General features: G+C 67.0%; 12 protein-coding genes and 1 pseudogene. 4 read left to right on the forward strand and 9 right to left on the reverse strand.

What is annotated here, in order from left to right:
- Positions 1 to 40 precede the first annotated feature (40 nt).
- The 5 genes from Tchar_RS09310 to Tchar_RS09330 all read right to left on the reverse strand — a co-directional run bounded on the left by Tchar_RS09310 (position 41) and on the right by Tchar_RS09330 (position 5,671).
- Positions 41 to 574, reverse strand: a complete 534-nt coding sequence (locus Tchar_RS09310) for an LPS-assembly lipoprotein LptE (RefSeq protein WP_144328783.1) — start codon at positions 572 to 574, stop codon at positions 41 to 43.
- Positions 574 to 3,312, reverse strand: coding sequence for a leucine--tRNA ligase (gene leuS, locus Tchar_RS09315; RefSeq protein ID WP_144328784.1), 2,739 nt, complete (start codon positions 3,310 to 3,312; stop codon positions 574 to 576). Before leuS ends, Tchar_RS09310 begins: the two co-directional genes overlap by 1 nt.
- A 134-nt stretch (positions 3,313 to 3,446) precedes the next feature.
- On the reverse strand, positions 3,447 to 4,166 hold the full coding sequence (locus Tchar_RS09320; RefSeq protein WP_144328785.1) for a dienelactone hydrolase family protein: 720 nt from the start codon (positions 4,164 to 4,166) through the stop codon (positions 3,447 to 3,449).
- A 53-nt stretch (positions 4,167 to 4,219) separates the two neighbouring features.
- A complete protein-coding gene (dapB, locus tag Tchar_RS09325) occupies positions 4,220 to 5,041 on the reverse strand; it encodes a 4-hydroxy-tetrahydrodipicolinate reductase (protein WP_144328786.1) in 822 nt (273 codons plus the stop codon).
- Between the two features lie 48 nt (positions 5,042 to 5,089).
- Positions 5,090 to 5,671, reverse strand: a complete 582-nt coding sequence (locus Tchar_RS09330; protein WP_236640413.1) for an outer membrane protein assembly factor BamE — start codon at positions 5,669 to 5,671, stop codon at positions 5,090 to 5,092.
- 118 nt (positions 5,672 to 5,789) lie between these two features.
- Here Tchar_RS09330 and fur point away from each other — a divergent pair, with 118 nt between their 5' ends.
- Positions 5,790 to 6,230 (forward strand): ferric iron uptake transcriptional regulator, encoded by a 441-nt coding sequence (gene fur, locus Tchar_RS09335; protein WP_144328788.1) that lies wholly within the window; start codon positions 5,790 to 5,792, stop codon positions 6,228 to 6,230.
- A 26-nt stretch (positions 6,231 to 6,256) separates the two neighbouring features.
- Here the strand turns inward: fur and hprK are convergent, their stop codons facing one another.
- The 3 genes from hprK to hpf form a co-directional block, all read right to left on the reverse strand.
- Positions 6,257 to 7,207 (reverse strand): HPr(Ser) kinase/phosphatase, encoded by a 951-nt coding sequence (gene hprK, locus Tchar_RS09340; protein WP_144328789.1) that lies wholly within the window; start codon positions 7,205 to 7,207, stop codon positions 6,257 to 6,259.
- A 48-nt stretch (positions 7,208 to 7,255) separates the two neighbouring features.
- Entirely contained in the window at positions 7,256 to 7,726 is a 471-nt protein-coding gene (locus Tchar_RS09345) for a PTS sugar transporter subunit IIA (RefSeq protein ID WP_144328790.1), read from the reverse strand.
- Between the two features lie 132 nt (positions 7,727 to 7,858).
- Positions 7,859 to 8,191, reverse strand: coding sequence for a ribosome hibernation-promoting factor, HPF/YfiA family (hpf, locus tag Tchar_RS09350; protein ID WP_144328791.1), 333 nt, complete (start codon positions 8,189 to 8,191; stop codon positions 7,859 to 7,861).
- Positions 8,192 to 8,454: 263 nt separating this feature from the next.
- On the opposite strand from hpf, the gene Tchar_RS09355 reads away from it, so the two are divergent.
- The 3 genes from Tchar_RS09355 to Tchar_RS09365 all read left to right on the forward strand — a co-directional run bounded on the left by Tchar_RS09355 (position 8,455) and on the right by Tchar_RS09365 (position 11,314).
- Positions 8,455 to 9,681 carry a patatin-like phospholipase family protein gene (locus Tchar_RS09355; protein WP_144328792.1) on the forward strand — a complete coding sequence of 409 codons (1,227 nt, stop codon included), beginning with the start codon at positions 8,455 to 8,457 and terminating at the stop codon, positions 9,679 to 9,681.
- Between the two features lie 189 nt (positions 9,682 to 9,870).
- On the forward strand, positions 9,871 to 10,857 hold the full coding sequence (corA, locus tag Tchar_RS09360; RefSeq protein WP_144328793.1) for a magnesium/cobalt transporter CorA: 987 nt from the start codon (positions 9,871 to 9,873) through the stop codon (positions 10,855 to 10,857).
- 223 nt (positions 10,858 to 11,080) lie between these two features.
- A complete protein-coding gene (locus Tchar_RS09365) occupies positions 11,081 to 11,314 on the forward strand; it encodes a ribonucleotide reductase N-terminal alpha domain-containing protein (protein ID WP_144328794.1) in 234 nt (77 codons plus the stop codon).
- Here Tchar_RS09365 and Tchar_RS09370 read toward each other — a convergent pair.
- A pseudogene (locus tag Tchar_RS09370) lies at positions 11,292 to 11,663 on the reverse strand (integrase core domain-containing protein); the annotation flags it as partial. The gene Tchar_RS09365 and the pseudogene Tchar_RS09370 overlap by 23 nt on opposite strands.

The raw sequence follows: 11,663 nt of genomic DNA on the forward strand, positions 1-11,663 counted from the left end.
CCGCTGGCCAACGGAGCAGCGCTCGGGCCCCTGGGTATCCTCAGGGCCGCACCGCCGCCAAGCGCACCATTATCTGGCGCACCAGCGCCGCGCGCATATCGTCGAACAGCAGCGCCTCTTCGGCCTCTTTGCCCAGCACCACGGTTTCGGCGTAGCTGAGCTCGCGCTCCTGCTGCAACTCGGTGGGCTCGATCCATTCGCGCCCAGCGGGCGTGCGCAAGGCAAAACGCACACGATACCGCAGCAGCAGCTCGCGCACCTGGCCGGCGGCGGTGGTGCCCACCACCACCCACTCGCGCTGGTCCAGCGAGAGGTCGAGCACGGCGTCGGGCACCGGGACACCGTCGGCCGCTGCGGCCGGCGACGGCGCCGTCCACACCTGCACGCCGCTGGCGCGCAACTGGGCGCTCAGGCGCTGAGCCACCTCCCCACCGGCACCGGCCCCTTGCAGGCGCAGCGTGCGAAACGGCAACTGCAGGTTGGCACCGCGCCAGCGAAAGCCGCACCCCGTGCCGGCGGCGCCGAGCACGGCCAACCCGCAGACCAGCACGAGGCGGCGGCTCAATCGGTGCATCACACCACCACGTTAACCAGGCGGCCCGGCACCACCACCACTTTGCGCGCGGGCTTGCCCTCGGCGTAGCGCGCGAACACGGGTGAGGCCAAGGCGGCCGCTTCGATGGCAGCCCGATCGGCGTCGGCCGCTACCGTCAGGCTGCCGCGCAGCTTGCCATTGATTTGCAGCACCAGCTCGACGGTGTCGCGCTGCAGGGCCTGCTCGTCCGGCTGCGGCCAGGGCGCATCGAGCAAATCGCCCAAGGCGCCGGCGTAGCCCAGTCGCTGCCACAGCACGTGGGTCAGGTGCGGCGTGACCGGGTACAGGCAACGCAACAAGATGCCAAAGCCTTCGATCAGCGCCACGCCGGCACCCGGCTCGTCCGCCCCGTCGAAGGACTCCAGCGCGTTGAGCATCTTCATGCAGCCCGACACCACGGTGTTGTACTGCATGCGCTGGTAGTCGTAGTCCACCTGCTTGAACAGGGTGTGGATGTCGTGCCGCAGCGCTTTGGCGCGCGGGCCAAAGGACACCTCCGCCAGCGAGCGCGCGCCTTGCACCGCCTGCTGCGCGGCGCCGAAGTCCTGCGCGCCCAGTCGGCAGCCGAACGCCCACAGGCGCCGCAAAAAGCGGTGGCTGCCCTCGACGGCGGCGTCGTTCCACTCCAGCGTGGCCTCGGGCGGCGCGGTGAACATGGTGTACAGGCGCGCGGTGTCGGCGCCGTATTTTTCGATCAAGTCCTGCGGATCGACCCCGTTGTTCTTGGACTTGGACATCGTGCCCACGCCCTCGTAGTCGATCGGTGTGCCGGCCGGCAGCACGCCGTCGGCGCTGGGCATGTCGCGCTTCAGACGCGCCCCGACGATCTTGCCAGCGGCGTCGAGGATGTTTTCGACGTCATGCGGCCAGAAATATTCCTTGCCGCCCTTGGCGGTGCGGCGGCTGTAGATGTGGTTGAGCACCATGCCCTGGGTGAGCAGCCGCTTGAACGGCTCGTCCACCGCCACCAGCCCCAGATCGCGCATCACCTTGGTCCAGAAGCGCGCATACAGCAGGTGCAAGATGGCGTGCTCGATGCCGCCGATGTACTGATCCATCGGCATCCAGTAGCGCGTGCCCGCGGCCACCATGGCCTCGGTGTTCGTCGGGTCGCAGTAGCGCATGAAGTACCACGACGAATCGACGAAGGTGTCCATGGTGTCGGTTTCGCGCCGGGCCGGCTTGCCGCAGCGCGGGCAGTCCACCTGCAGGAACGACTCGCATTTGGCCAACGGGTTGCCGCTGCCGTCGGGCACCAGGTCTTCGGGTAGCAGCACCGGCAGGTCTTCATCGGGCACCGGCACCGGGCCGCAATCGTCGCAGTGGATGATCGGGATGGGTGTGCCCCAGTAGCGCTGACGGCTGATGCCCCAGTCGCGCAAGCGCCAGGTGGTTTGCTTCTCGCCCAGGCCGCGCGCGACCAGCAGCTCGGCCACCTTGTCCACCGCGGCCTGGTATGGCAGCCCGTCGAGCGGACCGGAGTGGACGCACACCAGGCGGCCCGATTTGTCGGCGTACCAATCTTGCCAGCGCGTGGGGTCGAACACCAGCGCCTGCGCGTCTTCGCCCCCCTGGGTGGTGGCAGGCGCCGGCCCGACCACCTGCTTTATAGGCAGCCCGTATTTCAGCGCGAAGGCGAAGTCGCGCTCGTCGTGCGCAGGCACACCCATCACCGCGCCGTCGCCGTAGCTCATCAGCACGTAGTTGCCCACCCACACCGGCACGGCTTCGCCGGTGAGCGGGTGCGTCACCGTCAAGCCGGTCGGCATGCCTTCCTTTTCCTTGAGCGCCAGCTCGGCCTCGGTGGTGCCGCCTTGCTTGCAGCGTTCGATGAAGGCCGCCAGCGCCGGGTTGCTGCGCGCGGCGTGCTGCGCCAGCGGGTGCTCCGGGGCCACGGCGCAAAACGTCACCCCCATGATGGTGTCGGCGCGCGTGGTAAACACATACAGCCGTCCGTCCTGGATCAGGGTGCCGTCGTCGCCGCGGATGTCGTGCGTGAAGGCAAAGCGTACGCCTTCGCTCTTGCCGATCCAGTTGGCCTGCATCAGCCGCACCCGCTCGGGCCAGCCGGCCAAAAAGTTGGGGTCGTCCGGGTTGGCCACCGCCGACAGCAGCTCCTCGGCGTAGCGCGTGATGGCCAGGTAGTAGCCCGGAATCTCGCGCTTTTCCACCGGCGCGCCGGTGCGCCAGCCGCGGCCGTCGATGACCTGCTCGTTGGCCAGCACGGTCTGGTCCACCGGGTCCCAGTTGACCACCTGCGTCTTGCGGTAGGCGATGCCTTTTTCCAGCATACGCAGAAACAGCCACTGGTTCCATTTGTAGTACTCGGGCGCGCAGGTGGCGATCTCGCGGCTCCAGTCGATGGCCAGGCCGAGCGCCTGCATCTGCCCCTTCATGTAGGCGATGTTGTCGTAGGTCCAGCGCGCCGGCGGCACATGGTTCTTGATGGCGGCGTTTTCGGCCGGCAGGCCAAAGGCATCCCAGCCCATGGGCATGAGGACGTTGTAGCCCTTCATGCGCAGCTGGCGCGCCATCATGTCGTTGATGGTGTAGTTGCGCACGTGCCCCATGTGCAGCTTGCCGCTGGGGTAAGGCAGCATGGAGCAGGCGTAGAACTTGGGCTTGGTGGGGTCTTCGCTGACGCGGTACGCGTCGCGCGCGGCCCAGTCGGCCTGGGCGGCGGCCTCGATTTCGCGGGGGGTGTAGGTGTCTTGCATGATGTGCGGCAAACGGTTGCAGGGCAGCCACGATACGGCGCCAGCGGCGGCCCGCCCACTCGCCAACGATTGTATCGGCGGCCTGGCGCCGGGCCGCCGCTATCCACTGCGCCGGCGACGGCCCCAGGGGACGCTCACGCCAGCACTTCGCTCAAGAAGGCACGCATCGCCGTCCACGAGCGCGCATCGGCCCGTGCGCTGTAGACAGTGCCGAAGTCGGGGTCGTTGGCCTCGGGGTTGGTGAAGGCGTGCATCGTGCCGCCGTAAGCGTGCAACTGCCAGTCGGCACCCGCTTCGGTCATTTCGCGTGTCCAGGCCAGCACCGCATCGGGCGGCACCATGGGGTCGTCCCAGCCGTGCAGCGCCAGCACCTTGGCCTCGATGCGGCACCCCGCCGTGTTGCCCGGCGCGGTGAACAGGCCGTGAAAGCTCACGACGCCGCGCAGCGGCAGGCCGCAGCGCGCCATATCGAGCACACACAGGCCACCGAAGCAAAAGCCGATGGCTGCGCAGCGCGCCACATCCACCTCGGGCTGGGCGTGCAGCGCGTGCAGCGCCGCGCCCAGGCGCGCTTGCAGCCGCGCTCGGTTTTGCACCAGCGGCGTCATCAGCGCCGCGTTTTCATCCCGGCTGCGGCCGCGTCGGCCCTTGCCGTAGACGTCCATCGCAAAACCCACATAGCCCAGTTCGGCCAGCGCGCGCGCCTTGCCTGCCTCGAATTCGGTGCGGCCGGCCCAGGCATGCGCCACCGCCACCGCGGGGCGGCGGCCGGCCAGCGTGTCGTCCCACGCCAGCAAGCCCTCGAACGTCTGCCCATCGTGGGTGTATTCGACCAAACGGGTTTGGATGGTCATCGCAGCGTCTCCTTGCAGTCGGCACAGGTCTGGGGCCCGGCCACGCCACCGATTCAGCGCAAGCCGAGCACGTCGAACATGTCGTACAAACCCGGGGGTTTGTCAGCCAAAAAACGCACCGCGCGCACACTGCCCTGCGCGTAGGTGGCGCGGCTGTTGGATTTGTGGGTGATTTCGATGCGCTCGCCAGTGCCCAGGAACATCACGGTATGGTCACCCACCACGTCGCCGCCGCGCACGGTGGCAAAGCCGATGGCTCCGGCGGGCCGCTCGCCCGTGTGGCCCACGCGCTGGAATGTCGCGCAGTCACGCAGGGCGCGTCCTTGGGCGGCCGCGATCACCTCGCCCATCTGCAAGGCGGTGCCGCTGGGCGCGTCCACCTTGTGGCGATGGTGCGCCTCCACGATCTCGACGTCGTAGCCCGTGTGCAACGCGCGCGCCGCCAACTCCAGCAGCTTGAGTGTGACGTTGACGCCGACGCTCATATTGGGCGCCATTACGATGGGGATGCGCTGGGCCGCGGCAGCGATGGCGGCTTTTTGCGCATCGTCGAAGCCCGTGGTGCCGATCACCATGGCCACGCCATGGCGCTGGCAAGCCGCCAGATGGGCCAAGGTGCCTTCGGGGCGGGTGAAATCGATCAGCACGTCGCACCCCGCCAGCGCAGCATCCAGATCGGCCGCTATCGCCACGCCCGTCTGGCGGCCGGCCCAGGCCCCGGCATCCTGTCCCAGCGCGGGGCTGTCGGCGCGGTCGAGCGCGGCGGCCAAGGTGCAGTCTTCACTGGCCAGCACGGCCTCGATCAGCATGCGGCCCATGCGGCCGCTGGCGCCGGCGATACCGACGCGGTAAGGGGGAGAAAACGGCATGGTCATCCCAGCAGGTTGAACGATGGGGGCGCCAGCGGTGGACCGCCGAGCGCCTCAGCGCGGCTCCAGCGGCGGGTAGCTGGGTGCCGCCGGCGGCGCCGGGGCCGCAGCCGGCGCTGGCGGTGCCGCCGCGGCGGCGCCGCCCTTGGTCTCGGCGGCCCGCAACTGCTCCTCGCTGGCTTCCAGGGTCACGGCGCGCGCAGGCGGGCGACGCACCGCCAGCGAGGCGACGAACTCTTCTTCGGTTGGCAGCTCGTCGGCCTGCACGCGCGCCAAGCGCTCGCCGTCGAAAAACACCGTGACCACGCGGCGCTGCATCGGCTGCCCCTGGCGCTGGTAAGTAAAGACATAATCCCAGCGATGGGCGTGGAAGATGCTGGCGGCCAGCGGCGTGCCCAAAATGGCCTGCACCTGCTCACGCGTCATGCCGGGCTGAAGCGCCTGCACCTGCTCGCGCACGATGACGTTGCCTTGCTGGATGTCGATGCGGTACGGCGTCACCAGCCCGCCCAGGCTCGACAGCCGCTGGGTGGCGTCGTTCAGTGTCGAGCAGGCACTGACGGCCAGCGCCGCCGGCAGCACCCACCAGACGGACCGGCGCAGCGCCCGGGACAGCGATAAGACGGCAAAACGCATGGCACAGCCTCGTGAAATCACCCCCATACCATGGATGGGGCATGAAGTTATATCATTGCGCCCATTGTAGTGGGCGCGCCCCGGCGCTGCGGCCTGCTCAACCCTCCACCGCGCACGCATGACCGGTATCAACGAACTCAAAAGCACGGGGCTGAAGGCGACCCTGCCGCGACTGAAGATCCTGGAGATCTTCCAGTCGCGTCGGCAGCGCCACATGACGGCCGAAGACGTCTTCAAAGTGCTGCTGGAGGAGCAGTCCGACATCGGGCTGGCCACCGTGTACCGGGTGTTGACGCAATTCGAGCAAGCCGGCATTTTGGTACGCAGCAATTTCGAATCCGGCAAGGCCGTCTACGAGCTCAACGAGGGTGAGCACCACGACCACCTGGTGTGCCTGGACTGCGGCCGGGTGGAGGAGTTTTTCGACGCCGAAATCGAACGCCGCCAGCAAGCCATTGCCCAGGAGCGCGGCTTTGCGCTGCAAGAGCATGCGCTGGCGCTGTATGCGCATTGCCAGCAGCCCGATTGCCCTCACCGCAGCCGGCCGCGTCGCGGCTGAGACGGCGTGAGACGGCGGCGCGCACTTCAATCGTCGCGCAACATGGCGGCACGCTGTCGGCGCACGAATTCCTCGTAGGTATCGATGCCGCGCAACTGCAAGATGGTGTTGCGCACCGCTGCTTCCACCAGCACCGCGATGTTGCGCCCGGCCACCACCGAAATCACGGCTTTGCGCACCGCCACGCCCAGCACATCTTGGTACATGGGCTCGCTGGGCAGCCGCTCGTAGTCGCGCTCCAGGGTGGACTGGCGCACCAGGTGCACGATCAGGCGCAGCCGCATCTTGCGCCGCACCGCGGTCTCGCCAAAAATGGCCTTGATGTCGAGCAGACCGATACCGCGCACCTCCAACAGGTTTTGCAGCAGGTCTGGGCAGCGCCCCTCGACGATGGTTTGATTGACGCGATACAAATCCACCGCGTCGTCGGCCACCAGACCATGGCCGCGGGAGATCAGCTCCAGCCCCAGCTCACTCTTGCCCAGTCCGGACTCGCCGGTGATGAGCACGCCCAGCCCCAGGATGTCCATGAACACCCCGTGCATGGTGGTGCGCTCGGCGAAGTGACGCGACAGGTAGGCGCGCAGCACATCGATGACGAACGCCGCCGATGCCGCCGTGGCAAACAACGGGATGTGGGCGCGCTCGCACATCGCCACCAGCTCTGACGGGGGGGGCTGGTCGTCTGCCACCACCAGCAGCGGCGGCTCCAAGGTGACGATACGCGCCACGCGGCGGCGGCAATCGTCTGCCGTGGCGTTGAGTAGGTAAGCCACCTCGCGCGTGCCCAACACCTGGGCACGATACGGATGAATGTAGTTCAGATAGCCGACCAGATCGGCCCCGGAGCGCGCCGCGGCCACGGCCTGATCATCGAAGCGTCGCTCGGAGGCGCTGGAGCCGGCGATCCACTGCCACTTCAGCGTCTCGCGGTGGGCTTCGAACAACGCATCGGCACTGAGGGCGCTGGGCTTCATCGCGACGGTTTTCGGGCACAGCGTCGGCAGCAACGGCCAGCGCCGCGTTCAGGCGGCAGCGTGCGCGGATTGCCAGCCGGCGATCAGGCCGTGCAGCGTGGCGGGGTTGTCGGCGCTGCGCAGTTTTTCGCGCAACACCGGGTCGCTGAGCAACTCGGCGATCTCGGACAGGATTTCCAAGTGTTTTTGCGTCGCCGCCTCGGGAACGAGGAGAAAGATCAGCAAATTGACCGGCTGCTCGTCGGGGGCATCGAAGCCGATGGGCTGCGCCAACTGAAAGACGGCAGCCATCGGCTGCTTCAGGCCCTTGATGCGCCCGTGCGGAATCGCCACCCCATGCCCGAGCCCAGTGGAGCCCAGACGCTCGCGCGCGAACAAGCTGTCCGTGACCAAGGCCCGGTTGAGCCCATGCAAGGATTCGAACAGCAGCCCGGCCTCTTCGAACGCGCGCTTTTTGCTGGTGGCCTCCACGGCCACCAACACGTGCTCCGGTGGCAGGATCGCAGAAAGACGGTTCATCGCGGTATGCCCTGAAACGAGGGAGTCATTATGCCGTCATGCCAGCCAACGTGCAGCCCCCCGAAAAGCACAAACCGCTTGCCGAGCAAGCGGTTTGTTGCGCCGCAACAACAGCGGCACGATGTCACGGTCTCACACCACCTCGCGCTTCATGGGCATGTGATGATGCTCTTGCACCCGATCTTTGTAACGCAGCACCTGCCGGTCGAGTTTATCGGCCAGTTCATCGATGGCGGCGTAGAGATCGGCGTGCACGCTCTCGGCATAGAGGTCCTTGCCCTTGACGTGGATGCTGCATTCCGCCTTCTGGCGCCGGTCCTTGTCCTTGATCGGATCGACACTGAGCAGGACGCGGATGTCCACCACCTGATCGAAATGACGCGAGATGCGCTCCAACTTGCTGGTCACGTAGCTGTGCAGTGCCGGCGTGACGTCGAGATGGTGTCCGCTGATGGTCAGGTTCATGAAGAGCCTCCTTGTTGCTCCGTGAAGACGCCCGGCCGTCGGCGATCGGGCCGGGTGGACCGCTGCCGCAGCGTTGGCCCACGTCCCTACTATGCCCGTTTGACGGCGGCATGACAAGGGCCCGGCCTGCCCGGCGGTGCGCTGCCGCCACACCCCCGCGCTTTTCCGTATGGTGCGCCGGCCCGTGGCGCGCCATACTGGTATTTGGTCACGCTGCCTGGCCGCACAGCACACGACCCATTGCCCCATCCGGCTTGCGCCCCATGGCTCTGGAGACCCTGCTTGCCTCACCTTTCGCGCCGCCGCCCCCGCAGCGGCCGCAGCGCCGCGCCTTGGTGCTGATGGGTGGCGGGGCGCGCACGGCCTACCAAGTTGGTGTGCTGCGCGGTTTGGGGCGGCTGCTGGGTGAAGCAGCCTTTCCGTTCCACCTCATTTTGGGCACCTCGGCCGGCGCGCTCAACGGCACCTATCTGGCCAGCGTGGCGCACCACGGCACCCGCGCCTTCGAACACCTGGGGGCGTTTTGGTCGCAGTTGCGCTCGCATCAGGTCTACCAACTCAACGCGCTGCGCCTGGGCCGACCGAACTTGCTCACCGCTGGACTGACGCTGATGCGCCAAGTGCGCCGGCACCGCGCCCTCCTCGATACCCTGCCCCTGGTCCAGACCCTGCATCGGCATCTGGACCTGCCAGCGGTCAGCCGCGCGCTCGAAGACGGTACGCTGGATGCGCTGGCCGTGACCGCCTCCAGCTACACCAGTGGGGAGCACTGGACCTTCTTTCAAAGCGCCGACCCCACCTGCACCCCATGGCGGCGCCCGGGCCGGCGTGCCGAAGCGCAACTGATCGGGGTCGAGCATCTGATGGCTTCGGCCGCCATTCCGTTTCTGTTTCCAGCCGTGCCGCTGTGGGTGGACGGCCATAAAGAGTATTTTGGCGACGGCTCGATGCGCCAGCTCTCTCCGCTGTCGGGCGCCATCCACCTGGGCGCGCGGCAAATCCTGGTCATCGGCGTCGGGCAGCCGCAGCGCGCTGGCCTCACCCGTACCGCCGCGCACAGCGATGAGCCCAGCGCCGGCACCATCGCTGGACACGCGCTGGCCAGCGTCTTTCACGACACCCTACAGGCCGACGTCGAGCAGGCGCAGCGCGTCAGCCGGACCCTGGCGCAGTTGCCCCCTGCAGTGGCGGCTCTGCTGCCCTACCGTCCGGTGGACGTGTTGTGTCTGCAGCCCAGCGTCTCGCTCGACGAGCTGGCCCTGAAGCACGTGCACGAACTGCCGGCCGCCACGCGCGACACCCTGGCTGGCCTGGGCGCACTGGAAACACGCCGCAGCGCCGCCGGCAGCACGGCTGCTCTGGCCAGCTATGTGCTGTTCGAGCCCGGCTTCGTGCATGCCTTGATGCAACTGGGCGAGGCGGACGCCCACCATCATGCCCACGCGCTGCGCGCTTTTTTCGCCGCCTCGACGGACCGGACGGTGCCATAATCCAAATCTGTCCATTGCAATCGGAGTTCGCACCGTGGAAAGCAGCCCTAGGGGCGTGCTTTCGGCGTGACCCCCGCATGGCCCAGACGGCAGCGCCGCGTCCCCTCGAGGGGTGCCGCCCGCGGGTCGGCGGCTTCGCCCGAAAGCACTGCCCGCCCCCGTTCCCCCATCGCCCGCCGTCCCTGCGCCATGCTCAACGTATTCACGCTCGTCAACGGCCGCCTGTTCCAGGAAGAAATCGAATCCCTGGAAGATCTGGCGCGCTTTCGCCCAATCTGGGTGGACATGGAGTCCCCCAGCCTTGAGGAACGCCGCTGGGTCCGGCAACACTTCGGCCTGTCCATCCCGGAGGACGCGATGGACGACGACATCGAGGAGTCGGCCCGCTTCTTCGAGGAAGACAATGGCGAGCTGCACGTGCGCTCGGACTTCCTCATCGACGACGAGGACGGCCCGCGCCACGTGCGCGTGGCCTTCATCCTCAACGATCGCAACCCCGATCTCAACAGCCACGGGGTGCTGTTTTCGATTCACGACGAGGACCTGCCGGTGTTTCGGTTGTTGCGCCTGCGCGCGCGCCGCATGCCGGGCCTGATCGACGACGCCAAAGACGTGTTGCTGGCGTTGTTCGACACCGACGTCGAGTACTGCGCCGACATCCTGGAAGGCATCCACGACGACCTGGAACACATCAGCACCCAGGTGCTGTCGGGTCAGCTCACCGACGACGTCGCGCAACAGGTGCTCGCGGCCATCGCCCGCCACGAGGACCTATCGGGCCGCATCCGGCGCGACATGATGGACACCCGGCGCGCCATCAGCTTCCTGATGCGTATGCGGCTGCTGTCGGCCGAGCAATTCGAAGACGCGCGCCAGATCCTGCGCGACATCGACTCGCTGGAAGGTCACACCTCGTTCTTGTTCGACAAGATCAACTTCCTGATGGACGCCACCATCGGCTTCATCAACATCAACCAGAACAAGATCATCAAGATCTTCTCAGTGGCCTCAGTGGCGTTGCTGCCGCCCACGCTGATTGCCAGCATTTATGGCATGAACTTCCAGTTCATGCCCGAGCTCGAGTGGCGCTTGGGCTACCCGTTCGCCTTGGCGTTGATGGTGGCCAGCGCCCTGGGGCCCATGTGGTATTTCCGCCGGCGCGGCTGGTTGAAGTAAGTTCGGTATCCCAATCAGCGGGATGTGGCCGTCGCCTCCCGCCGTGTGCTCCTCGGCCCGCCGTTGCCCGTGGACCGGGTATGGCAGCGCGTGGATTTGCGCGCGCAGGCGCGACTGACCATCCCCCATCGGGACTACGCCATCGGAACGATGAAACGACGCGCGCGGCGGCGGCGCTTGGGTGTCCAATTACGCTCGTCAATCCACACCGCCCCCGCCCGCCATGGACCGAGCTCTACCGACCGACCCCCTGCCCGCGCTGCCCCCGCAGCCGATCAGTCTGGACGTGCTGCGCGAAAAATACCTCAAACCCGGCGAGCAGAGCGTGGACGATTTGTTCGACCGCGTGGCGCGCGCCGTAGCCGACGCCGAGGCACCCGAGCAACGCGCCCTGTGGGCAGCGCGTTTTCGCCAGCATCTGGCTGCTGGCGCCTGTCGTGTCCCGGCTGATTGGTAACACGTCTGTTGAACAGTTCGGGGTGTGATCGCTGCCATTGTTTCATGGCCGGGATAGGGCTGACATGCCCCAAAGCTTTCTGTGGCAGTTGGTGATTGTACGGCCACAGACATACCGCAGGATGGTGGCCTCAAGTTCTTCGCCGACAATGGAAGTGATGGGTGCGCAGGATGTCGGCGATGCGCCCGTTGAAGCGTTCAACCATGCCGTTGGTCTGCGGGTGTTTTGGGCGGGTCAGGCGATGCTCAATGCCTAGCTCCTCGCAGAGCTGATCGAACTGATGCCTGCCGGTCGGCGTACGCTCTCCCCGTGTGATGAAGCGATCCGTGAATTCCTTGCCGTTGTCGGT

The sequence above is a fragment of the Tepidimonas charontis genome, assembly GCF_007556685.1.
In the GTDB taxonomy this organism is placed as follows: Bacteria; Pseudomonadota; Gammaproteobacteria; order Burkholderiales; family Burkholderiaceae_C; genus Tepidimonas; species Tepidimonas charontis.

Coding starts and splice junctions, on each gene's coding strand:
- Tchar_RS09310 (WP_144328783.1), bottom strand. CDS start 574: ATGCACCGATTGAGCCGCCGCCTCGTGCTGGTCTGCGGGTTGGCCGTG.
- leuS (WP_144328784.1), bottom strand. CDS start 3,312: ATGCAAGACACCTACACCCCCCGCGAAATCGAGGCCGCCGCCCAGGCC.
- Tchar_RS09320 (WP_144328785.1), bottom strand. CDS start 4,166: ATGACCATCCAAACCCGTTTGGTCGAATACACCCACGATGGGCAGACG.
- dapB (WP_144328786.1), bottom strand. CDS start 5,041: ATGACCATGCCGTTTTCTCCCCCTTACCGCGTCGGTATCGCCGGCGCC.
- Tchar_RS09330 (WP_236640413.1), bottom strand. CDS start 5,671: ATGCGTTTTGCCGTCTTATCGCTGTCCCGGGCGCTGCGCCGGTCCGTC.
- fur (WP_144328788.1), top strand. CDS start 5,790: ATGACCGGTATCAACGAACTCAAAAGCACGGGGCTGAAGGCGACCCTG.
- hprK (WP_144328789.1), bottom strand. CDS start 7,207: ATGAAGCCCAGCGCCCTCAGTGCCGATGCGTTGTTCGAAGCCCACCGC.
- Tchar_RS09345 (WP_144328790.1), bottom strand. CDS start 7,726: ATGAACCGTCTTTCTGCGATCCTGCCACCGGAGCACGTGTTGGTGGCC.
- hpf (WP_144328791.1), bottom strand. CDS start 8,191: ATGAACCTGACCATCAGCGGACACCATCTCGACGTCACGCCGGCACTG.
- Tchar_RS09355 (WP_144328792.1), top strand. CDS start 8,455: ATGGCTCTGGAGACCCTGCTTGCCTCACCTTTCGCGCCGCCGCCCCCG.
- corA (WP_144328793.1), top strand. CDS start 9,871: ATGCTCAACGTATTCACGCTCGTCAACGGCCGCCTGTTCCAGGAAGAA.
- Tchar_RS09365 (WP_144328794.1), top strand. CDS start 11,081: ATGGACCGAGCTCTACCGACCGACCCCCTGCCCGCGCTGCCCCCGCAG.